This window comes from Halorubrum trapanicum (genome assembly GCF_017873555.1).
In the GTDB taxonomy this organism is placed as follows: Archaea; Halobacteriota; Halobacteria; order Halobacteriales; family Haloferacaceae; genus Halorubrum; species Halorubrum trapanicum.
This window is the reverse complement of sequence record NZ_JAGGKE010000008.1, coordinates 92,964-115,360: the sequence shown is the minus strand read 5'-3', so window position 1 is coordinate 115,360 and position 22,397 is coordinate 92,964. Positions and strand designations below refer to the sequence as shown.

Below are 22,397 nucleotides of genomic sequence, written 5' to 3'. Positions count from 1 at the left end.
GGCTCGGTCGGCTCGACCGCCCTCGATTTATAGGACGCGCTTCCCGAGCGCGCTCGCCGCCAGCTCCGTCGCCAGCTCGGCCGTCTCGTTGTGCTGGTCGAGCGTCGGATTCACCTCGACCAGCTCCATCGACCGGAGCGCGTCCGTCCGGTCGACGATCTCCATCGCGCTGTGCGCCTCCCGGTAGGTGACGCCGCCGCGGACGGGCGTGCCGACCCCGGGCGCCGCGTTCGGGTCGAGCCAGTCCAGATCGAGGCTGACGTGGATCCCGTCGACGCCGGCCGAGGCGACGGAGAGCGCCTCCTCGGTGACGTCCGTGATCCCCCGCTCGTCGATGTCCGACATCGTGTACGCCGCGAAGCCGCGGTCGCGGATTAGCTCCGCCTCCGCGCCGTCGACCGACCGAAGCCCGACGAGCGCGACGTTCTCCGGCGAGAGCCCCGGCGCGTTCGCCCACTCGGTGTCCGCGAACTCGCCGATCCCGAGCGCGGCCGCCAGCGGCATCCCGTGGACGTTCCCCGAGGGCGTCGTCGCGGGCGTGTTGAGGTCGGCGTGCGCGTCGAACCATACCGCGCCGACATCGGCGTCGCGCGCGGACCCGACGAGGCTCCCGATGGCGATTGAGTGGTCGCCCCCGAGCGCGAGCGGCACCTCGCCGTCCGCGAGCGTCGCGGCGACCTCGTCGCCGAGCCGTCGACAGACGTCCGCCGTCTCGCGGAGGAACTTGGCTTTCCCCTCGCTGGGCGCGTCCGCGTCCGGATCGCGCTCCTCGGCCCGCGGGACGAGGAGGTCGCCCGCGTCGACCGTCTCGACGCCCGCGCCGGCGAGCTGGTCGGCGAGTCCGCCGTATCGGATCGCCGACGGTCCCATGTCGACCCCGCGTCGGTTCGCCCCGTAGTCGGTCGGCGCGCCGATGATCCTGACCGTGGTCATACCGGCTACGCGGCGCGCCGGCGCTTGAATGGTGGGGATCGGCGCGCTCGCGTCGCCCTGGATTCGCCGGCGACCCCACCGTCCCCCCCTCGCCGGATCGGACACCGTTTTGCGCCCGGCCCGCCACGGGGCGTTCATGGGCAGTTCCGATCCCTACTCGGTCGACCCCGGCGACATCGAGCCGATCGGCGCGACCATCGCGGTCGCGTTCACCGGCGCGGCGGTCGGACTCGTCGGCGCCGCGGTCTCGTTCGTCGCGGCGGATCTCGGGGTCGCGCTGATCGGCGTCGGCGTGGTCGTCGCGCTCTCGAGTCCGATCGCGTACGTCCGGATGAAGCGGCTTCGCGGGGAGTGAACCGGTCGGTCGGAACCGGCTGTATCCGGCCACCGAGCGGATTCCACACGATCATTTATAAGCGAGTTCCATCGCATTTAAGCGGGGGCGTGATGTATTCGCGACCATGTCATCGATCGAGCTCACATCGAGCCAGAAAAGCATCCTCTCGGCCCTGATCAACCTGTACGGGGAACAGGAGGACGCCGTGAAAGGCGAGGCGATCGCCGAGGAGGTCGACCGTAATCCGGGGACGATCCGCAACCAGATGCAGAGCCTCAAGGCCCTCCAGCTGGTCGAAGGGGTACCTGGTCCGAAGGGCGGCTACAAGCCCACCTCGAACGCCTACGAGGCGCTCGACATCCAGCGCATGGACGAGCCGGCCGACGTCCCGATCTACCACGAGGGCGAGGAGGTCGAGGGAGTCAACGTCGACGGGATCGACCTCTCCAGCGTCCACCACCCCGAGCTGTGTCGCGCCGAGATCCACGTCCAGGGGTCGGTCCGCGACTTCCACGAGGGCGACAGCGTCACCGTCGGCCCGACGCCGCTCTCGAAGCTCGTCATCGACGGCACCGTCGACGGCAAAGACGACACCGCGAACGTGCTCATCCTTCGGATCGACGACATGCGGGCGCCCGACGAGCCGGCGGAACACTGACTGCGGAACGAGGCTCTTCGACCGGCTGTCTGCCGCAGTTCTAACTGCTTCTCGTCGAAAAGAGTCGGAAGTCGAAGCCGAGAGACGCGTCGCCGTCGCGAGTCGCCCGCGCCTACATATCCCCGAACGCGCCGAACGCGCGGCTCGCGGAGGAGACCTTGTTGATCCAGCGCGTGGCGATGGCCTTCTTCAGCAGCTTCGCGGGCGTGCCGCCGAACGTCTTGATCGGCATGCCCATCACGTCGTGGGCGACCGCGTCCTCGCCGACGGAGATGACGGTCCCCTTGTCCTCGTGGGTCCACGAGCGGAGCGGCGCGCCGCGTGCGGCGCGCGCGAGGTTCTCGCCGGCGACCTCGGCGGCCTGCCAGGCGGCCTGCGCGGTCGGCGGCGCCACGTCGTCGTCGCCCTGCTCGACGAGGGCGGTGTCGCCGATGGCGAACACGCGGTCGTCGCTGGTGGTGAAATCGGCGTCGGCGTGGACGCGGTTCGAGCGCTCGTCCTTCTCGACCTCGACGTTCTCCAGCTCCGGCTGGCCCGTGATGCCGCCGGTCCAGATCAGCACGTCGTAGCCGAGCTCCGCCGGCTCCTCCTCGTCGCCGCCGCCGAGGTAGACGGCGTCCTCGTCGGCCTTCGAGATGAAGTCGCCGGTGAGGATCTCCACGTCGGCGTCCTCCAGCCGCTGGCGGAGCGCGCCCTGGATCTGCGGGTCGTTGCCGGGGAAGACCTCGTCGAGTCCCTCGACCAGCTTGATCTCGATCGGCGCGCGGTGTTTGTCGCGGTACTCGGCGATCTCGCCGGCGGTCTGGATGCCGGAGAGACCGGCGCCGCCGACGATGACCTCGACGGGGTCGGAGCGGGTCGCCTCGGCCGCCGCCTCGCGGACGTCCTCGTGGATCGCCTTCGCGTCGTCGAGCCCCTTCAGCTGGTGGGCGTGCTCCTTCAGCCCCTCGATGCCGAAGAATGCGGTCGTCGAGCCGACGCCGAGGAGGAGGTAGTCGTAGTCGACGGTGGTCCCGTCGTCCGTCTCGACGACGCGGTCGTCGGTGTCGACGTCGACGACCCGGCCCTGGACGAAGTCGGACCGGGGCGATTTGATCTCGTCGACGGGGATCGTGATCTTGTCCTCGACCGCGGGGTTGCGGATCGCGCGGTGGACCTCGTGTAAGACGAGGTGATAGTCGTGTTCGGATATCCAGGTGAGCTCCGCCTCGCCCTCGCCGACCTCGTCTTCGAACGCCTTCACCGCCCCGGCGCCGGCGTACCCGGAGCCGACGACGACGACCTGTGTACTCATGCGTATCGCTCCGCGGCCCGCGGATAAAGTCGCTTTGGAACGCTCGCAGACAGATATCGCCAACGCGGCGGGGTCGCGGGCGGCGGCTACAGCGAGAGACCCGCGTGCCAGCGGTCGGCGCCCGCCTCGCGTTTCGCCTCGTCCATGCGCGCGAGCAGCTTCACCGCGAGGCTCGCGGTCTCGGCGGCGCGCGACTCGCCTTCCGTCCGGAACTCGCCGGTCACGCGGTTCGCGTAGACGGAACAGACCGCGCCCGCCCGAAGCCCGTACACGTTGGCGATCGTGAGGATCGCGGACGCCTCCATCTCGATGTTCTTCACGTTCGCGTCGCGGAGCTCCGCGACGAGCTCGTCCGAGCCGGCGGCCTCGAACCCCTCGAACCCGGGGCGGCCCTGCCCGGCGTAGAAGGAGTCGGCGCTCATGGTGACGCCGGTGTGGTACTCGTGGCCCAGCCGCTCTGCGGCGGCGACCAGCGCGGAGACGACCTCGCCGTCGGCGGTCGCCGGGTAGTCCTCGCGGACGTACTCGTCGCTCGTCCCCTCCTGGCGGACGCCCCCGGTCGTGATCACCAGATCGCCCACGTCCATCTCGGGCTGGATCGCGCCGCAGGAGCCGACCCGGATGAACGTGTCGACGCCGACGCGCGCCAGCTCCTCGACGGCGATGGCGGCCGACGGGGAGCCGATGCCCGTGGAGGTGACGGAGATCGGCGCGCCGTCGTACGTCCCGGTCGCGGTGCGGTACTCGCGGTGGCGCGCGACCTCCTCGTGGTCGTCCCACAGCGCCGTGATCTTGTCGACGCGCTCGGGGTTCCCCGGGAGGAGGACCGCGTCCGCGACGTCCTCGGCCGCGGCCTCGACGTGGTAGCCGGCCCCGTCGTTCGGATCCTCGCTTTCGGCGTCGGAGGCCGGGGAGTCCGCGTCGGAAGCGCCTGCGTCGGTCTCGTCGGTCATGTCCTCGGCGTTCGGAGAGGCATTTAAAAGTAGTTCCGGCTCGGCGGAGCGGACCACGCGCCCCCTCACCCGCTCCGGGCTGTCTTCGGCTGTGACACGATCTTTTATGCGAGAGATCGAACATCTTCGGCGGCGTTGCCAGGGGTTTGGAATTTGAGTCACGGTTGACCCCCCGGATCGCGTAGCATCACCGGGAATGTCGAACCCGGTCCTGCGGCGTCAGTCGCGCGTCGACGTCCGCGGCGGGTCCGACGGCGGTCCCGCGACCCCCGTCCGCGAGCGGGGGGTACCGACTCCACTTCCACCATGAGCACCGACGACGAATCGATGTACACGACCGTAGACGAGGAGGACAGGCAGCTCCTCGAGGAGACGGAGTTCGACGCCGAACTCGGCGCGGAGATGGCCCGCGACGCCCAGCGCGTGGCCGCGGACGAGCTCTCCGAGGTCGAGTTCTACCGCCGGTACCACGACCGGATCCTCGAGGAGTTCGACGTCGACGACCGCGAGATAGCGATCCCCGACCCCGACGAGGTCGACGCGGACGACGTGAACGCCGTCGACCGCGTCGAGGAGGCGTTCGGCGGCATCGGGGAGGCCCTGCGGGACGTCGGCGGTGACGACGCCGAGTCGCGTCGATCGGTGATGAAGAAGGGCGCCGCGGCGGCCGCGCTCGGCCTCAGCGGACTCGGCACCGCGGGCGCGACCACCGGCGGCAACGGCACCGCCGGCGCCGGCGGCGACGACGGCGAGGGAACCCGCTGGGGGATGACGATCAACCTCAACAACTGCGACGGGTGTCTCGCCTGTATGGTCGCGTGTAACCAGGAGCACAACCTCTCGCGGGGCGCCAACTGGATGTACGTCTTCTCGTTCGAGGACGAGGGGCAGGGCGACGAGACGAACTTCCTCCCCCGGACCTGCCAGCACTGTACGGACTCGCCGTGTACGAAGGTGTGTCCGGTCGGCGCCCGCCACACCCGCGAGGAGGACGGTCTCGTGCTCACGGACTACGACATCTGTATCGGCTGCCGGTACTGCGAGGTGTCGTGCCCGTACGGCGTCAACTACTTCCAGTGGGGCGAGCCGGACGTGCCCGAGTCCGAGGTCGACGACGACCACCAGATCGACGATCGCGGGCGCTGGGTCGGCTCCCGTCCACCGGAGGGCGTGATGGGCAAGTGTACGTTCTGCGTCGACCGGCAGGACGGCCAGATGGGCGAGGACCTGATCGGCACCACCGCCTGCGAGGAGGCGTGCGCGATGAACGCGATCCACTTCGGGGACCTCAACGACCCGGAGAGCGATCCGAACCAGCACCTCGCGGAGTACCGGGACGGACAGGAGAACGACACCTCCACCTACCCGAACCGCAAGGGGCACACGGTGTCGACGTTCAAGCTGATGGAGGAACGCGGCACCGAGCCGAACGTTCAGTTCATCGGCAACGAGCCGTCGCCGCACGCCGAACAGGTGGAGGGGCCGGTCGCTTACGAGGACGTGGGTCTCGTCGACGACCGCAAGGAGGTCCTCGACCGGGGCGCGGCCGCGAACGGGGGTGAAGAGGCGTGAGCGTCGACGTGACCGGCGTCGACCGCGACACGCTGGTCCGCCCGATCAAGACGTTCTCGAACCGGTACGTCGCCGCGCTCGCGGTCGCGCTCGGGCTGATCGGCGTCTGGCTGTTCTTCTACAGCCAGCAGCTCCGGAACGGCCTGATAGTCACCAACCTCGCCGACTGGGGCTCCGGCGGCGGGGTGCCGTGGGGGCTGTACATCGGCGCGTTCATCTGGTGGGTAGGAATCGCCCACGGCGGGATCATCCTGTCGGCGGCGGTGCGCCTGCTCGGGATGGACACCTACCAGCCCGTCGCGCGCCTGGCGGAGCTGCTTACCATCGCCGCGCTGACCTGCGCGGGCATCTTCATCCTCATCCACGTCGGGCGACCCGACCGGCTGGTGACGAGCGTGCTGCCGGCGTGGCCCACCCGCGTCCAGTGGTCGCCGCTGATGTGGGACGTGACCGTCATCACGGCCTACTTCGTGTTGACGGCGACGTACCTCGCCTTGACGATCCGCTACGACGTGAACCGGCTCCGCGACCGGCTTCCGAACCGGCTCGAACCCCTGTACGCGGCGCTGACCGTGGGGTACACCGAGACGGAAGACGAGGTTGTCGAGCGCATGGTCTGGTGGATCGCGTTCGCGATCATCATCATGGCGCCGCTGTTGCTTCACGGGGGGGTGATCCCGTGGCTGTTCTCGCTGCTGCCGTCGATGGCGGGCTGGCACGGCGGCGTTCAGGGACCGTCGTTCCTCTCCATCGCGCTGACCTCCGCGGTGAGCGGGATCATCATCATCGCGGCCGCGTTCCGCCACGCGTACGGCTGGGAGGAGCTCATCCCCCGCGCCGTCTTCCAAGGGCTGGCCAAGTGGCTCGGCTTCTTCAGCCTCATCTTCCTGTGGCTCCAGCTCCAGCAGGTGATCACGGGGATCTTCGCGGCGCCGACCACGCTCCAGCACGCGACCGAGGTGAAGATCTCGACCCCGCTGTACTGGGTCGCGATCGGCCTCGTCGTCCTCGCGATGCTGTACGCGTTCGCGACGGCGCTGCGGCCCGACCTGTTCGATATCCGCGCGCTGGTCGGGATCTCAGTCGGCGTCCTGATCGGGACGCTCACCGAGAAGGTGCTGTTCGTCGTCGAGGGACTCCAGCACGCGCACTTCGCCCTGTACGACGGGGTGCCCGGGCAGTACGTCCCCTCGCCGGTCGAGATCTCGGCGGTGCTGGGAACGGTCGGAATCGTCGTGCTGTTCTTCCTCGTCGTCTCGAAGGTGATCCCGGTCGTCGAGCTCCACGCGATCGAAGAGCACGAGGAGGTGGACGCATGACCGCGCTCGTCCCCCTCACAGGGCTCCTCGCAGCGGTCGCAGCCTCAGTCGCGGGCCTCGCGCCGGCGCCGACCGCCGCGGTGCCCGGAGCGGTCCCGCTGTCCGCGGAGTACACGCTCCCGTTCGTCGGCCCGGGGACGTACCTGATCTTCGGGATCGTCCTCGCGCCGGTGTACGCGATGGTCGCGGCGTGGTTCATCGGCGACCCGAGCGACCGGTTCGCCGGGCTGCTCGGCGTCGGGTACCTCGCCGGACTCACCACCGTCCTGTGGGGGAGCCTGTTCGTGGCGACGATCATCATCGGGACCGTGTTCTTCTGACGCGGTCCCGGTGGCGCTCGTACAGCTCGCAAAACGACCCGCCGCCCGAATCGAACCCGAATCGACTACGCCGCCCGACCCAGACCAATGACACTCACCGAAGCCGAACTGACCGACCGACTCGCCGCCGTCGAGGACCCGCAAAACGACGACGACATCGTCGCGATGGGTCTCGTCGACGACGTAACGATCAGCGACGGCACCGCCGAGGTGTCGCTCGCGTTCAACGCCCCGCACGCGCCGGCGGAGATGGAGATCGGCGACGCGGTCCGCGAGGTGATCGAGGCGGCCGGTCTCGAACCGGAGCTCCGCGCCGAGTTCCGTGAGGAGCACGGCCACGAGACCGACGCCCTTCCCGGCGTCCGAAACGTGATCGCCGTCGCCTCCGGAAAGGGCGGCGTCGGCAAGACGACCGTGGCCGCGAACCTCGCCGCCGGACTCCGCGAGCGCGGTGCCAGAGTCGGCATCCTCGACGCCGACGTCCACGGGCCGAACGTCCCGCGGCTGCTGCCAACCGAGAACGAGCCGGGCGTCACGCCGAACGAGGAGATCGTCCCGCCGGCCTCCGACGGCGTCCGCGTGATGAGCACCGACCACCTGATGCCCGACGGCGACCAGCCGGCGGTGCTGCGCGGGCCGATGGTGAACAACGTGATGATGAAGTTCGTCAACGAGGTGGAGTGGGGACAGCTCGACTACCTCGTCGTCGACCTCCCGCCGGGCACCGGCGACGCGTCGCTGAACCTGCTCCAGTCGCTGCCCGTCGCGGGCGTCGTCATCGTCACGACGCCCCAGGAGATGGCGGTCGCCGACGCGCGCAAGGGACTGCGCCTGTTCGACGAGCACGACGCGCCGGTCCTCGGGGTCGTCGAGAACATGAGCGCGTTCCAGTGCCCCGAGTGCGGCGACACCCACGCCGTCTTCGGCGAGGGCGGCGGCGACGAGATCCGCGACGACTACGGCGTCCCCGTCCTCTCGCGGCTCCCCGTCCACCCCGACTTCGACTCGGCGGGGTCCGACGGTCCCTCGGTGCGCGACCCGGACAGTCCGGTCAAGGAAAACCTCTTCGAGATGGTCGACTCCGTCGCGGACCGCGTCGGCGAGGTGAACCGGAAGCGGGTCGCCGAGCGCGTCGGCGAGTGGGACGCCGAGAGCAAGGAGGGTAGCGAAGCCGGCGACGGAAGCGGCGAGGAGCCAGCGGACCCCGACCCGGTGTCCGCCTCGGAGTAACGGGACCGTCGGTCGCGTCAGTTCCCTCTCTTTTCGGCGTCCGCGGCGTCGGCGGCGGTCGCTTCCGCGTCGTCGAGCGTTCCCTCGCTGATCGTGTTCGGGAGCAGTTCGCCGAGCGTGTACTCCGTGACCGCGTCGCCGCCCTCGTCGCAGGCGACGACGAGGTCGTCGGCCGCGAACTCCGCGAGCGACTGCCGGCACATCCCGCAGGGGGTGACCCCGTCTCGGACGCCGGAGGAGACCGCGATCCGGTCGAACTCGCGGTGACCGTTCTTCACCGCCTCCGCGAGCGCAACCTCCTCGGCATGGAGGCTGTTGGAGTAGTTCGCGTTCTCGATGTTACAGCCCGTGTAGACCGTGCCGTCGGCGGTCCGGAGCGCGGCGCCGACGCGGTACTCGGAGTACGGGACGTGGGCGGCGTCGAGGGCGTCGCGCGCCGCGGCGATCAGCTCGTCCATACGAGCGGGTGACGCGGCGGGCCGATAACTGTACTGTGTCGCGGTCGCGAGGGGGCCTGTCGGCCGGTCAGGAGCGGTCGACCCACGCCGAGAAGCCGCCGTCGATGAGCGTCTCCGCCTGCTGGCGGATGTACTCGCGCTGGGTGTCGGTGACGGCGGTCGCGAAGTCGTCGCCGTCGTCGAGGCGGGCACGGACGCGGTCCCGCTTCCAGCTCGCCGGCGTCGTGCGGTTCGCGACGCGCCAGCGGAGCGGCGCGATCCACTCGGCGGCCTCGTCGTCGGCGCAGCCGGCGGTGCGGAGTCCAGCTTCCGCGTGGTCGAGGAGGTCCGCGTACAGCTCGTCGGTGTCGGTCGTGCTCCCCCCGTCGAGGTCGATCCACTCCATGTCGGCGTCGAGTCCGTCAGCGACCGCGGCGTAGAAGTTGTCGCGGGCGGTCTCCCAGTCGAGCCCGATGACGGGGTGTTCGCGCTGCGCGAGCGCCTGCATCAGCCCCGCGAACGCTCCCTGAAACGCGATTGAGTCGCGGACGGTGGGCTGGCCGGGGATCGGCCGGAACTCGATCCGGGCGTTCGCGGCCGAGCGGCTCGACCCCTCGAAGACGGGGCGGACCCACCGCCAGTAGCTGCCGTGTTTCGTCCGGAACGTCGCGAACGCGTCGTCGAACCGGTCGCTGCCGCCCGGGTCCGGCATCGGGATCAGCGTCTCGTCGGCCGCGATGCGGTCGACCGCGGTCTCGACGTCACGGAAGTCCTTCGGGAACCGCACCTTGTCCGCGTCGGTCCGAGCGTTGAGGACGGACTCGAACACGTGGATCCGGTTCGCGGTCGCGCCCTCGTCGAGGACGCGCCCGCCGTCCCAGTCGTCGTCGTACAGCTCCGGCGGGAAGAAGGGGGAGTTCGCCCCGAGCGCCAGCAGCGGCCCGGCGATCCGGAGCGCGTACCGGAAGTGCCGCGGCAGCGTCTCGGCGTGTGCCACCTGGTAGTGCGGCTGGATCGAGGTGATGAGGCTCTCCGGCATCACCGTCTCCGCCGACAGCGACACGCCCGGCGCGTCGAGGACGACGACGGGGTCTTCACCCTCGGAATCGGTCGGGGCCTCTCGGCGCGTGTTGGCCATCGCGTGGTACCGGACCGCGTCGCTCATGTTGACCGCGACGACGACGCCGTCGACCGCGACGCTGTCGGTGAGGTACTCGTCTGCGGTCTCGCCCGCCGGCGGGATGGTCCAGAGCCCGTCGGAGACGAGCCGCATCCCCTCGACGCCGGCGGTGTTCTCCGCGGCCTCCAGCCGCGCGCGGACCTCGGCGAGCTGCGCGCGGAGGCCGTGGTCGGAGAGCGGCTGCGGACTCGTCGACATCTCGGCGTTGTGGAGTCCCAGCTCCTTCTCGAAGCCCATCAGCTCCAGCATGCGGCGCGGCACGCGCATCAGCGCGTACTCGCCCGCCCGCGACTCCTCGCTCCATCGGCCGTCGCCGACCGCGTAGAACTCGTACTCGAAGCCGACGATCGACTGGTGATTGTCGAAGGAGCCGTCGCGAAGCTCCTGTTTGACGATCTCGGCCTCCTCGGCCGCGCGCTCGGCGAACGCCTCGGCGTCGACCGAAAGCGCCTCCCGGACCCCGTCGGCGAGCGCGGACTCGGTGGTCATGCGACCGGGGAAGGACTCGGCGAAGTAAAAAGGCCACCGACCGCGAGACTCCCTCCGTGTCTGAATCGACTACTGGTTCGCGGAGCGCGCGTCGAGCGCGACGGGGATCGACCGGCTCGCGACGTCGCCGGCGAACGCCTCGCCGTCGGCTTCCAGCTGTTCGAAGGTGTCGTAGTGGATCGGGACGACGAGGTCGGGGTCCATCGCCTCGGCCAGGTCGGCCGACTCGCGCCGGTCGGCGACGATGCCGCCCCCGCCGATGTTCGCGAGGAAGACGGAGACGTCCAGCTCGGCGAACCCGTCGAGCGCGTCCGAATCGCCCGGCCAGAAGACGGTGCGCCCGCCGAGCGACAGCAGGAAGCCGCAGCCGAAGCCCGGCGGATGCGCGACCGAGCCGTCGGGACCGGCGTTCGGTCCCTCGGGGTCGTTGCGGGCGGGGACGGACCACACCCGGACCTCGCCGGCGGGCGTCTCGACGTCGACGCGGTCCTCCTCGCCGACGCGGACCACGTCGTAGTCGGCCGCGAGCGCGTCGATCGACTCCACGTCGCGGTCGATACCGGCGGGGTCGACCGCGTCGTAGATCGCGAGCGTCGCGTCCTCGCTCGCGACCGACCGGATCCCGTCGGTGTCGTAGTGGTGGTCGTGGGTGACGGCGACGAGGTCGCCGTCGCGCGCCCAGTAGTCGTCGAGGACGCCGTACCGCCCGGGGTCGGTGTAGACGACCGATCCCTCGTCCGTCTCCAGCCGCGCCGTCGCGTAGCCGAGCCACTCCACCGCGAGCTCCTCGTAACGGACCGTCATGTCACCGCCTCCGGCCGCGGTCGTCTTGAGGGTGGCTATCGGTCGCGGCCGGTGTCGCGATCGGCGTCGCGGCCGCAGTTCGTCGCTCTGTCACGCGTATCCCCGATTCCGTCGAGGTTCCGGGCTCAGTCGTCGCCGGCGAGCCGACGGACGCGAGCGAGCGAGTCGGCGTCGCCGACGCCCTTGTCCTCGCGGACGCCGACGAACCGCGGGAACCGGAGGGCGTAGTCGGCCGAGTACGTCGGCGAGGCCTGTATCTCCTCGTAGCCGACCTCGACCACCAGTTCGGGATCGAACGCGACCGTCGTCCCGGTCTCGTCGACGACGTGCGGCTCCAGCCGCTCCGTGAGGTCCGCGAGCGCCTCGTCCGTGATCCCCGTGGCGACCTTGCCGACCGTGGCGTACCCCGCGGGCGCGAGGTCGGCGGCCTCGCGGTCGGACGCGCGGCGGTCGGCGGCCTCGCTCGCGCCGCCGTCGCCCTCCGACGACCGGTCCCCGCTCTCGTCGCGGACGGCGAGCAGGAACGTGCCGAACAGCTCCGCGCGGCGCCCCTCGCCCCACTCGGCGCCGACGACGACCGCGTCGAGCGTCTCCACGTCCGGCTTGCGTTTCAGCCAGTCGCGTCCACGATTGCCGGGCGTGTACGCCGCCTCGGGGTTCTTCAGCATGACGCCCTCGTGGCCGGCATCGAGGGCGGCCCGCTCCTCGGCCGCGATCGCCTCCGGGTCGTCCGCGAGCGCGAGTTCGGCGGCCGCGTCCGGGAGCACTTCCTGAAGCCGCTCGTGGCGGGCGCGGAGCGGTTCGTCGAGCAGGTCGTCGCCGTCGGCGTGGAGGCAGTCGAAGGCGTGGAGCCGCAGCGAGACGGTCTCGCGCATGCGGTCGACGTCGTGTTTCCGCCGGAACCGCCGAAGCACCTCCTGGAACGGGAGCGGGTCGCCGTCGTCGTCGACCGCGACGACCTCGCCGTCGAGGATGGCCGGAACGTCGACGCGTTCGGCGACGTACTCGACGATCTCCGGGAGCGCCTCGGTCACGTCGTCCATGTTCCGCGAGTAGAGCCGCGGGCCGAGCGCCACCTCTCCGTCCGCCGCGCCGTCGTCTACCGCGTTCCCGTCCGCCGCGTCCCCGGCGGCCGCATCCCCGGCCGGCGAGCTAGCATCTGCCGCGTCCCCGGCCGGAGCGTAGTGAACCTGTACGCGTGCGCCGTCGAACTTCGTCTCGACGGCGACCTCGCCGAACGCGTCGACCGCGTCGGTCGCGGTGCCCGTCTGCGCGAGCATCGCCTGGACCGGTCGGCCGACGCGCAGCGACTCCTCGCGGAGTCCGTCGATCCCCTCGTCGCGGGCGCGGACCGCGACTCGACCGTAGTCGTTGGTCACCTGAAGGGCGCGTTCGACGGCGGCGACCGCCTCCTCGGACGCGCGGAGTTCGGGAGCGTCGCCGTCCGCATCCTCGTCCGCGTCGCCGGATCCGGGACTCGATTCCGACACGAGGAACGCCTCCCCGACCGCGTCACGGACCGTCCCCTCGCCGACGCCGAGCCGCATCTCGCCGAGGACCAGTCGAGCGAGGAACGCCGCCTCGCTCGGCGAGCATCGGGTGAACAGCCCGAACAGCGCGTCGCGCTTTCGCGACTCGCTCCCGTCGCCGCTCTCGGCCGCGAGGTCGCGCAGCTCCTCGTCGACCCCGGCGACCGTGAGGGCGTCGCGGCCGCTTCCGAACGCGGCGAGTCCGCGCTGTCCGCCGAAGTCGTACGCGGCCGCGACGGCGCCGATCTCGCCGCGCTCGGCGAGGCGGTCCTCGACGTCGGCCGCGGAGACGTTCGGGCCGGCGGCGCGGGCGATCGCCTCGCGACAGAGCGCGGGTCCGACATCGAGGGTGCGGGTGTCGTGGGCGGGGAAGACGCGTCCGAGAAGAAATCGGACGAGGACGGGGAGGTCGTCGTCCGAACCGCCGTTCTCGGTGCCTTCGGCGGTCCCGGCGTCCGCGAGCAGATCGGCGACCGAGAGCGTCGTCTCGATGTCGCCGTCGTTCGCGGCCACCCCTTCCGCCCGTTCCGCCAGCGCGGCGAAGTCCATACGCGTCGGGTCGGCGACCGGCGGGCAAAAGCGGCCCGATGCGCACGGAGTTCGCCGCGTTCGGAGCCGGTTTCGCGGGCGGGGGGAGCTGCGGGCTCCGCCGGGGAACCGCTTTTTACCCCCGCCCTCATACGGCTCTCCATGTACGTCCGCGACGCCAAAAACCGTGACGAGGCGTGGTTGTTGGACGCGATCGAGCAGCTGGGGCTCGACGACGTCGCCTTCCGGTCGCGGGACTACGTGATCGCGGTCGACGAGGAGTCCGGCGACCGGGCCGGGTTCGGCCGGCTCCGGCTCCACCGCGGCGACGAGGGCGAGGCGAACCGGATCGAACTCACGGGGATCGGCGTCCTCCCCGAGTGGCGCGACCGCGGGGTCGGGGCGCACGTCGTCGAGCGCCTCGTCGACACCGCGGCCGCGGACGGGTTCGAGACGGTGTACGTGCTCACCGACCAGCCGGAGTACCTGACGCAGTTCGGCTTCGAGCGCGTCGACACCGACGACCTCCCGCCCGCGCTCTCGGACCGCCTCACCGAGAAGCGGGAGTTCCTCGGCGGGGGCGTCGTCGGCCTTCGACTCGCAGTCGACGAGTTCGAGATGCCGAGCCGCTTCCGGCAGGCGTTCAAGGACGCCGAGCCGACCGGCGGCGACGAGCCGGAGGAGTCCGCCGAGGACTTCGGGATCGACCCGGACTCGGCGACGTACAAGTACGACACCGGTCGCTGAGCCGCGAGATTAGTCCTGTTCTCTGTCGCGGTGGCGCGTGCCTGCGAGCGGCCGCCACCGGCGGCCGCGAGTCAGCACGCGCGAGGGACGCCGCGAACGCCCGCAGGGCGTGAGCGGCGAGGCTGGGGAGGCGTGAGGTGCGGGGCTGTGCGGTGTGGGGTGGGACTCGAAGGGGCAGCCGCGAGGGCAAAGCACGCCGACGTAAGCACTGGAAGGAGCGAGCGCAGCGAGCGACTGAAGCGCGCAACGAGGCGCGCGAGTCCTCGCGGCTGGGGCTTCGGCGGTGTTCGTCGCCGATCCGGCAGCAACTATTTATAAGTAAGCAGCTGGGACTTCGAAGACGATCACGCCGGCGACCGCACCGCCACAGCGTCACCACTCACGAGACGAGAATCGGTATGAATGGCGGACAGGCGGGGTAGCCCGGCGTTCCGTCACGGGGTATCCCGATTGCCTCCTCCACCCCGCGACCCGACGAGCGACGGGCGTTCGGCGGTGGGCTGCTCGCTTCCGCGCCTGACCCGGTGTCGCCGACGAACCGCGACGGACCGCTCCTGCGAGCGGGCGTCGCGGACCGCTGTCCCCGGCGGACGAGGCTTCCACGTTGGCTCTCGGGGCCCGTGCCGGTCTGACCGGACGCGCCCGCTGTTCGGTCCCCGCTAAAGACTGCCTCACGGGTGACGAGCGGGGCCTAACCGCCCGACCTAGTCCGTTCGACGCTATTCGGGTGTCCCATAAGGGCCTTTCGTTCGGCGGCCGTCCTCGCCGCGACGCGTCCCGGCGACCTACGACAGCAGGTCCCAGGCGTACGCCGCGGCGGCGAGCGGGACGGGGACGGACAGCGCGACGACGGCGCGCGCGTGCCACACCAGCCAGAGGTGGTCGCGGAACACCGGACTCGGCTCCACCGCCAGCGCCCAACTGGCCGCGCTCGCGGTCGTCGCCAGCCCGAGGGCGACCGCGACGCCCGCGAGCGTCCCAGGGTCGACGTTCCCCTGCTCGACGGAGGCGATGACGACCGCGGAGAGCAGCGCGAACAGCGCGATTCCGCCCCAGCCGACGACCCCGGAGGCGTAGTAGGTCGCCAGCTGCGACGCGTACGCCGGTCCAGAGATGATCGCGTACGGCGCGACGAGCGCGATCACGGTGACGACGGCGGCGGCGATTCCCACCCGACGCGAGAGGGCGCGGAGGTCCATACCCGCCCTCGGGACGGCGCCGCGGTAAAAGGACCGGATCGGACGGCGCCGGCGGCGCCCTCGCGGCCGATCCGTTCCCGTAGGGTTTTGCCCCGCCGGCACCCAACTCGGCACATGTCACTCGACGTCGACCCGCCGGATCCCCCCGAACTCGCCGCCGTCGACCCGAACGAGTACGAGGACGCCGAGGTGTCCGGCGGGGAGTACCGCCGCGACGAACTGGAAGCCTTCCTCCGCGAGGGCGCGTGGGAGGAGGCGTTCGCGGAGTGGGCCGCCGGCAGCGACATGGACGAGGACGACTGGGAGATCGCGCTCGACCTCGGTCTGGTCTCCCGGTTCGACTTCTTCTGGGACGACTTCGCCGACCGCGTCGGCTACCACGCGCCGGGACTCCCCGAAGACTGGAAGGAGCGCGACCTCCATCCCGACCTCGACTCGTGGGGCACGGTCTCCGCGATCAACGCCGGTCTCACGGAGCTGGGGCAGATCGTCTGTGAAACGCTCAAGGAGGAGTACATCGACTGGGAGGCCGACTTCGACGCGCCGGACGACCTGCCCGACTTCGAGACGTAGTTCCGGGCGTCAAGAGGCAGCGACCGGCAGAGCCGGTACGGACCGCGGTCCCCGGCGGCTCAGTGGCCCCAGAGGTTGCCGTCCGGGTCGTAGCGCGCGTCCATGATCCGGTCCCACTGGTCGTCGGAGAGGGCGAGGTCGGCCGCGGCGACGTTCTCGTCGAGCTGGTCGACCGTCCGCGCGCCCACGATGGGGACGCAGGTGAACTCGTCCCACTCGGTGAGCCACGCGAGCGCGACCTGCGCGGGCGTCGCGTCGAGTTCGTCGGCCACTTCGCGCACCGCGTCGAGCACCTTCCAGCCGCGCTCGGAGAGGTAGAAGCGCTCGAACCGGTCGTCGAAGCTCGCGCGGGAGCCGTCCGGCGCGATCACCTGCTCGGGGTCGTCCGGGTCGGCGCGCTCGTACTTCCCGGTGAGGAACCCGCCCGCGAGCGGGGAGTACGGACAGACCGCCAGGTCCTGGTCGATACAGACGTCGAGATACTCCTTCACGTCCTCGTAGTAGCCCGCGTGGTGGAGCGGCTGGACGGCGTCGAAGCCCGCGTAGTCGTTGACGTCCGCGGTCCACTGCGCCTTCGTCAGCTGCCACGCCGCCATCGTCGACGCGCCGAGGTGGTGGACTTTCCCCTCCGCGACCAGCTCGTCGAGCGCGCGCATCGTCTCCTCGATCGGGGTCTCCTCGTCCCAGCGGTGGATGTAGTAAATGTCGAGGTAGTCGGTGTCGAGGCGGTCGAGGGTGCCCTCGATCTGTGCCCGGATGTGCTTCCGCCCCAGCCCCGAGTCGTTGGGTCCCGGCTCGCCGCGGCCGTCGAACGGGAAATACACCTTCGAGGCGATCACGTAGTCCTCGCGGTCGCGGTCCGCGAGCCACTCGCCGATGTACTCCTCGCTTTTGCCGTTCGGCGTCCCGTACACGTTGGCCGTGTCGATGAAGTTGATCCCGCGGTCCGCGGCCGCGTCGAGCAGCTCGTGCGACTCCTCGCGGCCCGTCTCCACGACGCCGTTCGTCTCGCGGCCGAAGCGCCAGGTGCCGAAGCAGAGCTCCGAGACGCTGAGTCCGGTGTCGCCGAGTCGTCGGTAGTCCATACCGGCACGTCTCGGGCGCGGTACGTAAAGCGTGGCGGCACCGGCGGGCGAGACCGGCAGCGGAGCAGTACTCCCGTCGACCGCGATTACCCGAAGGTACCGATACTATCCGAAGTTCTCGACCTTCGCGGCGTCCGCGTCGCCGCCGGCCGCGTCGACGGCGGCCTCCGCGTCGGCGACGAGGTCCGCGAACCCGTAGACGAAGACCATCTCGCCGTCCGCGCCCGCGAGGACGTCGGCGACGGCGTCGGTCAGGGGGCCGTCAGCGTCGACGAGGCGGATCGCGGCGCCCCGTTCGCGGAGGGCGTCGATCCGGTCGGCGTGGGCGACGTCGTCGTCGCGGTAGACGACCGCGGCCTCGGCGCCCTCGTCGAGCGCGCGCTCCGCGATGGCGACCGCGGGACCGATCCCGGGACCGCCAGCGATCACGACCGCGCGCGGCTCGCCGTCGTAGTGCTGGTCGCCGAAGGGACCGGAGAGCGTCATCTCGGTGCCCGCCTCGGCGTCCGAGAGGAACGCCGAGAACTCGCCGCCCTCGTCGGGGTCGATGCCGACCGTGACCTCGAACGTCTCGCCGACGCGGGGCGACGAGAGGGTGTAGAAGCGCGCGACCGACTCGCCGTCGATCTCGGTGCCGAGCTTCACGAACTGTCCGGGTTGGGCCGCGAACCCGTCGGGCGCGCGGAACCGAAGGGCGTACGTGTCGGGACCGACCGACTCGACCGACTCGACCGTCGCTGTCGTGTCCATACCACGGTTCGGCGAGGGAGACACAAACCCCTTCCCGTCGGCGTCGGTCCTGCCCGTGTCGAAACCGGTTCGGTCGGGGCGCCCGTCACGGCCGATACCCGCGCCCCGCCTGTGTGCCGGTCTCCGGCGCGCACCTCCCGGGTCGATCTCCGGGCGAACGTATTCGACGAACGTCGAAAACCGGTCCGACGCGAGGGGTCGATCGTGAGGAATTTGGTGAACATACGTCTAATTATATTCGTATTTAGGGCATCTACGGCGGTAGAAAGTGACAATATTCGCGAATACAAACACGTTCGTTCAGAAACGCCTCGGTGTCTCCTTCCAGAAGCCTTTTGATGAGTCCGCCGGAACCTTGCCCATAGCACATGGCCGCGGATTTCAACTGGGCTGTCGGCGGAGAGGCCGGCGACGGCATCGACTCGACGGGGAAGATCTTCGCACAGGCGCTTTCCCGCGCGGGTCGACACGTGTTCACGTCGAAGGACTTCGCATCGCGGATCCGAGGCGGGTACACCGCCTACAAGGTGCGGACCTCCGTCGACAAGGTACAGAGCGTCGTGGACCGACTCGACGTGCTCATCGCGTTGACCCCCCGGACGATCGAGGAGAACCTCGACGAGCTCCACGAGGGGTCGGTGATCATCTACGACGGCGAGCGGACGACGATGCAGGACGTCGAGATCCCCGAGGGGATGATCGGTCTCGACGTGCCGCTCAAGAGCCTGGCCGAGGAGGCGGGCGGGGCGATCATGCGGAACGTCGTCGCGCTCGGCGCCGCCTGCGAGGTGGCCGAGTTCCCGATCGAGAACCTCGACTCGGCGCTCGAGAAGCGGTTCAAGGACAAGGGACAGAAGCTGGTCGACAACAACAAGGAGGCCGCCCGCGCCGGCCGGTCGTACGTCGCCGACGAGTACGACCACGAGTTCGACTACGACCTCGAGACCACCGACGAGGACTACGTCCTCCTCAACGGCGACGAGGCGATCGGCATGGGCGCCATCGCGGCCGGCTGCCGCTTCTACGCCGGCTACCCGATCACGCCCGCGACCGACGTGATGACGTACCTCACCGGCCGCATCGACCGGTACGGCGGCCACGTCGTTCAGGCGGAAGACGAGCTGTCCGCGATCAACATGGCGCTCGGCGCGGCCCGCGGCGGCGCCCGCGCGATGACGGCGACCTCCGGGCCGGGGATCGACCTGATGACCGAGACGTTCGGTCTCATCGCCACCTCGGAGACGCCGCTCGTCATCTGTAACGTGATGCGCTCCGGGCCGTCGACCGGGATGCCGACGAAACAGGAGCAGGGCGACTTAAACCAGATGCTGTACGGCGGCCACGGCGAGGTGCCGCGGTTCGTGCTCGCGCCGACCACCATCGCGGAGTGCTTCTGGAAGACAGTCGAGGCGTTCAACCTCGCCGAGAAGTACCAGCTCCCGGTGTACCTCACCGCCGACCTCTCGATGGCGGTCACCGAGCAGACGTTCTCCCCCGAGACGTTCGACATGGACGAGGTCGAGATCGACCGCGGCAAGGTCGTCGACGAGACGACGATCGACGACCACATGAGCGACTCCGGCGGCTTCCAGCCCCACGAGATCACCGACGACGGGGTCTCGCCCCGGGCGTTCCCCGGCACGGCCGACGGCGCGCACATGTCCACCGGTCTCGAACACGACGAGCAGGGCCGCCGGACCGAGGACACGGAGATGCGCGTCGAGCAGGTCGACAAGCGCAACCGGAAGGTCGAGACGGCCCGCGAGCGCGAGGACTGGAGTCCCCGCGAGTTCGGCGACGAAGATGCCGACACCCTCGTGATCACGTGGGGGTCGAACGAGGGCGCGCTCGCCGAGGCGGTCGAGATGCTCGACGACGAGGGACAGGACGTGCGCGTGCTCTCGGTCCCGTACATCTTCCCGCGGCCGGACCTCTCGGCTGACGTCGCGGCCGCCGAGACGACGGTCGTCGTGGAGTGTAACGAGCGGGGGCAGTTCGCTGACCTCGTCGAGCACGACGTGCTCGAACGGGTCGACCGCGTGAACAAGTACAACGGCGTGCGGTTCAAGGCCGACGAACTCGCAGCGGAGATCAAGGCGACCCTCGCGGAGGGGGTGGAGGCGTAACCAATGAGCTCAGACATTCGATTCACCGACTTCAAGTCCGACAAGCAGCCGACCTGGTGCCCGGGATGCGGCGACTTCGGCACGATGAACGGGATGATGAAGGGCCTCGCGGAGACGGGCAACGACCCCGACAACACCTTCGTCGTCGCCGGCATCGGCTGTTCCGGCAAGATCGGCACGTACATGCACAGCTACGCGCTCCACGGCGTTCACGGGCGCGCGCTCCCTGTCGGCACCGGCGTCAAGATGGCCCGGCCCGACATCGAAGTGATGGTCGCCGGCGGCGACGGCGACGGCTACTCCATCGGCGCGGGCCACTTCGTCCACGCCGTCCGGCGAAACGTCGACATGACGTACGTCGTGATGGACAACCGAATCTACGGGCTGACGAAGGGGCAGGCCTCGCCGACCTCCCGCGAGGACTTCGAGACGTCGACGAGCCCCGAGGGCCCGAAACAGCCCCCGGTCAACCCGCACGCGCTGGCGCTCGCGTCGGGCGCGACGTTCATCGCGCAGTCGTTCTCCTCGGACGCGCTCCGCCACCAGGAGATCATCCAGGAGGCCATCGAACACGACGGGTTCGGCTTCGTGAACGTCTACTCGCCGTGCGTCACGTTCAACGACGTCGACACGTACGACTACTTCCGCGACTCGCTGGTCGACCTGAAGGAGGAGGACCACGACCCCACCTCCCGCGAGGACGCGAAAGACGTCATCCTCGACAACGAGAAGGAACACCAGGGCGTCATCTACAAGGACGAGTCGTCGGTGCCGTACCACGAACAGCACGGGGTCGACGAGGACATGTCCGTCCTCCCGGACGGCGCCCCCGAGAGCGCGACCGACCTCGTCCGCGAGTTCTACTGAGACCGCCGGACGGTCCCGGGCGGATTCCGTCCTCTCGCGACGGCCAAAACCGGCCGAACGAGGGTGTTCGTGCGGATTTTGCGGCGGGTTTCAGCAAGCCTAATTAGGTGGGTCCGTATTTCCCGTGTATGGTTGACCGCTACGACGTCGCGATCGCCGGCGCGGGTCCGGCGGGCGCGCAGTGCGCCCGCGACCTGGCGACGCGCGACTACGACGTCGTCGTCCTCGAGACGGAGTCGGAAGACGAGTTCCCGCGACAGAGCAACAAGTCGACCGCCGGCACGTTCCCGTCGATGATGTCCTCGTTCGGGATCCCCGACGACGTCGTGATGTCGTTCACCGACGACGTCGTGTTGGAGTCGCCCAACGAGTACTACGAGAGCTACCAGCCGGGGGCGGTGTTGGAGTTCGCGGAGTTCAAGCGGTTCCTCGTCGCCGACGGCCGCGAGAACGGCGCGGAGTACCGCTTCGACGCGCGGGTCTCGCGGCCGGTCCTCGACGACGACGGCGTCATCGAAGGCGTCCGGTACAACGGCGACGAGGAGGTGTACGCCGACGTCGTGATCGACGCCACCGGCCCGGCCGCGCCGCTCGCGAGCGCGCTCGACGTCGTCGACCTCGAACGCGAGAACCAGGCGATCGGGATCGAGTACGAGATGGAGGGCGTCGAGATGAACCACCCCGAGTACGCGGACCTCCGGCGCGCGATGATGCTCCGCCTGGACCACAACATCGCGCCCGGGGGCTACTCGTGGATCTTCGCGACCGGCGAGGACACCGCGAAGGTGGGACTCTGTTACATCCAGAACGACCGCCACCGCGAGTTCGCCGAGGCGGGCAAGACGGTCGACGGGTACCTCGACGAGTGGGTGAACCGCGACCCCCGCTTCGCCGACGCCGAACAGATCGGCGAGAAGGTCCACCGCGGCTCCGCACACATCCAGCGTCCGGGACGGATGCACACCGACCGCTTCCTCGCGATCGGCGACACGGTCCCCTCCATCGACCCGCTGTGGGGCGAGGGGATCCACAAGGCGATGAAGTCGGCCCGCGCCGCGGCGGCCACCGTCGACCGCTGTCTCACCGACTCGGAGCGCCGCCTCGACGCGGAGAGCCTCGCGGTCTACGAGCGGCTCTGGCACCGCGACGTGGCCCCGCGGATGAAGGCGCGGCTGATGCTCACGCGACTGTTGTACCTCGCGCCCAACGAGCGGTACGACCGGTTCATGCGCGACCTCCGTCAGGCGGACGAGAACACGCTGGAGGAGGCGAACCGCGGCAAGAAGGCGTCGATGGCGAAGCTGCTCCACCTCTCCGATCTCCCGCTTCTGGCGAAGTTCGCTCGCGAGCGGTTCGACATCTGAGACGACGGGACGGGGTCGGTTCCCCCCGACGGCCGCGGGTGGTGCCCGACGAGGAGACGACTGATGTCGCGGCGTTCGAGTATCGAAACGGGCCGACAGTAGA

Annotated in this window: 21 protein-coding genes and 1 other RNA gene; 11 read left to right on the top strand and 11 right to left on the bottom strand. The window is 70.0% G+C overall.

All coding sequences use genetic code 11. From position 1 onward, the window contains the following. Positions 1 to 27 precede the first annotated feature (27 nt). Positions 28 to 933 (bottom strand): arginase, encoded by a 906-nt coding sequence (gene rocF, locus J2744_RS10325; RefSeq protein ID WP_210113277.1) that lies wholly within the window; start codon positions 931 to 933, stop codon positions 28 to 30. Between the two features lie 136 nt (positions 934 to 1,069). Between rocF and J2744_RS10320 the strand changes: the two genes are divergently transcribed. Continuing rightward, positions 1,070 to 1,288 carry a hypothetical protein gene (locus J2744_RS10320; RefSeq protein WP_210113276.1) on the top strand — a complete coding sequence of 73 codons (219 nt, stop codon included), beginning with the start codon at positions 1,070 to 1,072 and terminating at the stop codon, positions 1,286 to 1,288. Positions 1,289 to 1,394: 106 nt separating this feature from the next. Beyond that, positions 1,395 to 1,928 (top strand): Rrf2 family transcriptional regulator, encoded by a 534-nt coding sequence (locus tag J2744_RS10315; protein ID WP_210113275.1) that lies wholly within the window; start codon positions 1,395 to 1,397, stop codon positions 1,926 to 1,928. Between the two features lie 112 nt (positions 1,929 to 2,040). Here the strand turns inward: J2744_RS10315 and J2744_RS10310 are convergent, their stop codons facing one another. Both J2744_RS10310 and J2744_RS10305 read right to left on the bottom strand, forming a co-directional pair. Beyond that, a complete protein-coding gene (locus J2744_RS10310) occupies positions 2,041 to 3,222 on the bottom strand; it encodes an NAD(P)/FAD-dependent oxidoreductase (RefSeq protein ID WP_210113274.1) in 1,182 nt (393 codons plus the stop codon). An 86-nt stretch (positions 3,223 to 3,308) separates the two neighbouring features. Beyond that, complete coding sequence (locus J2744_RS10305; RefSeq protein ID WP_210113273.1) at positions 3,309 to 4,175, bottom strand: nucleoside phosphorylase; 867 nt, start codon at positions 4,173 to 4,175, stop codon at positions 3,309 to 3,311. Positions 4,176 to 4,481: 306 nt separating this feature from the next. Here J2744_RS10305 and J2744_RS10300 point away from each other — a divergent pair, with 306 nt between their 5' ends. The 4 genes from J2744_RS10300 to J2744_RS10285 all read left to right on the top strand — a co-directional run bounded on the left by J2744_RS10300 (position 4,482) and on the right by J2744_RS10285 (position 8,616). Then, positions 4,482 to 5,747 carry a 4Fe-4S ferredoxin N-terminal domain-containing protein gene (locus J2744_RS10300; RefSeq protein ID WP_210113272.1) on the top strand — a complete coding sequence of 422 codons (1,266 nt, stop codon included), beginning with the start codon at positions 4,482 to 4,484 and terminating at the stop codon, positions 5,745 to 5,747. After that, positions 5,744 to 7,066: an NrfD/PsrC family molybdoenzyme membrane anchor subunit gene (gene nrfD / locus J2744_RS10295; protein WP_210113271.1), complete on the top strand. Its 1,323-nt coding sequence runs from the start codon at positions 5,744 to 5,746 to the stop codon at positions 7,064 to 7,066. Before J2744_RS10300 ends, nrfD begins: the two co-directional genes overlap by 4 nt. Then, the gene (locus tag J2744_RS10290) at positions 7,063 to 7,386 is read left to right on the top strand and encodes a hypothetical protein (protein WP_210113270.1); all 324 of its coding nucleotides are present in this window, start codon (positions 7,063 to 7,065) and stop codon (positions 7,384 to 7,386) included. Before nrfD ends, J2744_RS10290 begins: the two co-directional genes overlap by 4 nt. Positions 7,387 to 7,473: 87 nt before the next feature. After that, on the top strand, positions 7,474 to 8,616 hold the full coding sequence (locus J2744_RS10285; protein ID WP_210113269.1) for an Mrp/NBP35 family ATP-binding protein: 1,143 nt from the start codon (positions 7,474 to 7,476) through the stop codon (positions 8,614 to 8,616). A 17-nt stretch (positions 8,617 to 8,633) separates the two neighbouring features. Here the strand turns inward: J2744_RS10285 and cdd are convergent, their stop codons facing one another. From cdd to J2744_RS10265, 4 genes are all read right to left on the bottom strand, one after another. Further along, complete coding sequence (cdd, locus tag J2744_RS10280; protein ID WP_210113268.1) at positions 8,634 to 9,074, bottom strand: cytidine deaminase; 441 nt, start codon at positions 9,072 to 9,074, stop codon at positions 8,634 to 8,636. 67 nt (positions 9,075 to 9,141) lie between these two features. Further along, positions 9,142 to 10,722: a glutamate--cysteine ligase family protein gene (locus tag J2744_RS10275; RefSeq protein ID WP_210113267.1), complete on the bottom strand. Its 1,581-nt coding sequence runs from the start codon at positions 10,720 to 10,722 to the stop codon at positions 9,142 to 9,144. A gap of 69 nt (positions 10,723 to 10,791) precedes the next feature. Further along, on the bottom strand, positions 10,792 to 11,526 hold the full coding sequence (locus J2744_RS10270; protein WP_210113266.1) for an MBL fold metallo-hydrolase: 735 nt from the start codon (positions 11,524 to 11,526) through the stop codon (positions 10,792 to 10,794). Between the two features lie 125 nt (positions 11,527 to 11,651). Further along, positions 11,652 to 13,604 carry an ATP-dependent DNA ligase gene (locus J2744_RS10265; protein ID WP_210113265.1) on the bottom strand — a complete coding sequence of 651 codons (1,953 nt, stop codon included), beginning with the start codon at positions 13,602 to 13,604 and terminating at the stop codon, positions 11,652 to 11,654. A gap of 141 nt (positions 13,605 to 13,745) precedes the next feature. Here J2744_RS10265 and J2744_RS10260 point away from each other — a divergent pair, with 141 nt between their 5' ends. After that, a complete protein-coding gene (locus tag J2744_RS10260) occupies positions 13,746 to 14,330 on the top strand; it encodes a GNAT family N-acetyltransferase (protein ID WP_210113264.1) in 585 nt (194 codons plus the stop codon). 403 nt (positions 14,331 to 14,733) lie between these two features. Here the strand turns inward: J2744_RS10260 and ffs are convergent. Next, positions 14,734 to 15,045, bottom strand: an RNA gene (gene ffs / locus J2744_RS10255) — signal recognition particle sRNA. A gap of 70 nt (positions 15,046 to 15,115) precedes the next feature. Beyond that, positions 15,116 to 15,529, bottom strand: a complete 414-nt coding sequence (locus J2744_RS10250; RefSeq protein ID WP_210113263.1) for a DUF7548 family protein — start codon at positions 15,527 to 15,529, stop codon at positions 15,116 to 15,118. A gap of 114 nt (positions 15,530 to 15,643) precedes the next feature. Between J2744_RS10250 and J2744_RS10245 the strand changes: the two genes are divergently transcribed. Continuing rightward, positions 15,644 to 16,102: a hypothetical protein gene (locus tag J2744_RS10245; protein ID WP_210113262.1), complete on the top strand. Its 459-nt coding sequence runs from the start codon at positions 15,644 to 15,646 to the stop codon at positions 16,100 to 16,102. A 59-nt stretch (positions 16,103 to 16,161) separates the two neighbouring features. On the opposite strand, the gene J2744_RS10240 is transcribed toward J2744_RS10245, so the two are convergent. Both J2744_RS10240 and J2744_RS10235 read right to left on the bottom strand, forming a co-directional pair. Beyond that, positions 16,162 to 17,187 (bottom strand): aldo/keto reductase, encoded by a 1,026-nt coding sequence (locus J2744_RS10240; RefSeq protein ID WP_210113261.1) that lies wholly within the window; start codon positions 17,185 to 17,187, stop codon positions 16,162 to 16,164. A gap of 105 nt (positions 17,188 to 17,292) precedes the next feature. After that, entirely contained in the window at positions 17,293 to 17,937 is a 645-nt protein-coding gene (locus J2744_RS10235; RefSeq protein WP_210113260.1) for a ferredoxin--NADP reductase, read from the bottom strand. A 368-nt stretch (positions 17,938 to 18,305) separates the two neighbouring features. Here J2744_RS10235 and J2744_RS10230 point away from each other — a divergent pair, with 368 nt between their 5' ends. The 3 genes from J2744_RS10230 to J2744_RS10220 all read left to right on the top strand — a co-directional run bounded on the left by J2744_RS10230 (position 18,306) and on the right by J2744_RS10220 (position 22,294). Then, positions 18,306 to 20,063 carry a 2-oxoacid:acceptor oxidoreductase subunit alpha gene (locus tag J2744_RS10230; RefSeq protein ID WP_210113259.1) on the top strand — a complete coding sequence of 586 codons (1,758 nt, stop codon included), beginning with the start codon at positions 18,306 to 18,308 and terminating at the stop codon, positions 20,061 to 20,063. A 3-nt stretch (positions 20,064 to 20,066) separates the two neighbouring features. Continuing rightward, positions 20,067 to 20,930 carry a 2-oxoacid:ferredoxin oxidoreductase subunit beta gene (locus J2744_RS10225; protein WP_210113258.1) on the top strand — a complete coding sequence of 288 codons (864 nt, stop codon included), beginning with the start codon at positions 20,067 to 20,069 and terminating at the stop codon, positions 20,928 to 20,930. Between the two features lie 128 nt (positions 20,931 to 21,058). Further along, a complete protein-coding gene (locus tag J2744_RS10220) occupies positions 21,059 to 22,294 on the top strand; it encodes a digeranylgeranylglycerophospholipid reductase (protein ID WP_210113257.1) in 1,236 nt (411 codons plus the stop codon). The last annotated feature ends 103 nt before the right edge of the window (positions 22,295 to 22,397 follow it).

Coding starts and splice junctions, on each gene's coding strand:
- rocF (WP_210113277.1), bottom strand. CDS start 933: ATGACCACGGTCAGGATCATCGGCGCGCCGACCGACTACGGGGCGAAC.
- J2744_RS10320 (WP_210113276.1), top strand. CDS start 1,070: ATGGGCAGTTCCGATCCCTACTCGGTCGACCCCGGCGACATCGAGCCG.
- J2744_RS10315 (WP_210113275.1), top strand. CDS start 1,395: ATGTCATCGATCGAGCTCACATCGAGCCAGAAAAGCATCCTCTCGGCC.
- J2744_RS10310 (WP_210113274.1), bottom strand. CDS start 3,222: ATGAGTACACAGGTCGTCGTCGTCGGCTCCGGGTACGCCGGCGCCGGG.
- J2744_RS10305 (WP_210113273.1), bottom strand. CDS start 4,175: ATGACCGACGAGACCGACGCAGGCGCTTCCGACGCGGACTCCCCGGCC.
- J2744_RS10300 (WP_210113272.1), top strand. CDS start 4,482: ATGAGCACCGACGACGAATCGATGTACACGACCGTAGACGAGGAGGAC.
- J2744_RS10290 (WP_210113270.1), top strand. CDS start 7,063: ATGACCGCGCTCGTCCCCCTCACAGGGCTCCTCGCAGCGGTCGCAGCC.
- J2744_RS10285 (WP_210113269.1), top strand. CDS start 7,474: ATGACACTCACCGAAGCCGAACTGACCGACCGACTCGCCGCCGTCGAG.
- cdd (WP_210113268.1), bottom strand. CDS start 9,074: ATGGACGAGCTGATCGCCGCGGCGCGCGACGCCCTCGACGCCGCCCAC.
- J2744_RS10275 (WP_210113267.1), bottom strand. CDS start 10,722: ATGACCACCGAGTCCGCGCTCGCCGACGGGGTCCGGGAGGCGCTTTCG.
- J2744_RS10270 (WP_210113266.1), bottom strand. CDS start 11,526: ATGACGGTCCGTTACGAGGAGCTCGCGGTGGAGTGGCTCGGCTACGCG.
- J2744_RS10265 (WP_210113265.1), bottom strand. CDS start 13,604: ATGGACTTCGCCGCGCTGGCGGAACGGGCGGAAGGGGTGGCCGCGAAC.
- J2744_RS10260 (WP_210113264.1), top strand. CDS start 13,746: ATGTACGTCCGCGACGCCAAAAACCGTGACGAGGCGTGGTTGTTGGAC.
- J2744_RS10250 (WP_210113263.1), bottom strand. CDS start 15,529: ATGGACCTCCGCGCCCTCTCGCGTCGGGTGGGAATCGCCGCCGCCGTC.
- J2744_RS10245 (WP_210113262.1), top strand. CDS start 15,644: ATGTCACTCGACGTCGACCCGCCGGATCCCCCCGAACTCGCCGCCGTC.
- J2744_RS10240 (WP_210113261.1), bottom strand. CDS start 17,187: ATGGACTACCGACGACTCGGCGACACCGGACTCAGCGTCTCGGAGCTC.
- J2744_RS10235 (WP_210113260.1), bottom strand. CDS start 17,937: ATGGACACGACAGCGACGGTCGAGTCGGTCGAGTCGGTCGGTCCCGAC.
- J2744_RS10230 (WP_210113259.1), top strand. CDS start 18,306: ATGGCCGCGGATTTCAACTGGGCTGTCGGCGGAGAGGCCGGCGACGGC.
- J2744_RS10225 (WP_210113258.1), top strand. CDS start 20,067: ATGAGCTCAGACATTCGATTCACCGACTTCAAGTCCGACAAGCAGCCG.
- J2744_RS10220 (WP_210113257.1), top strand. CDS start 21,059: ATGGTTGACCGCTACGACGTCGCGATCGCCGGCGCGGGTCCGGCGGGC.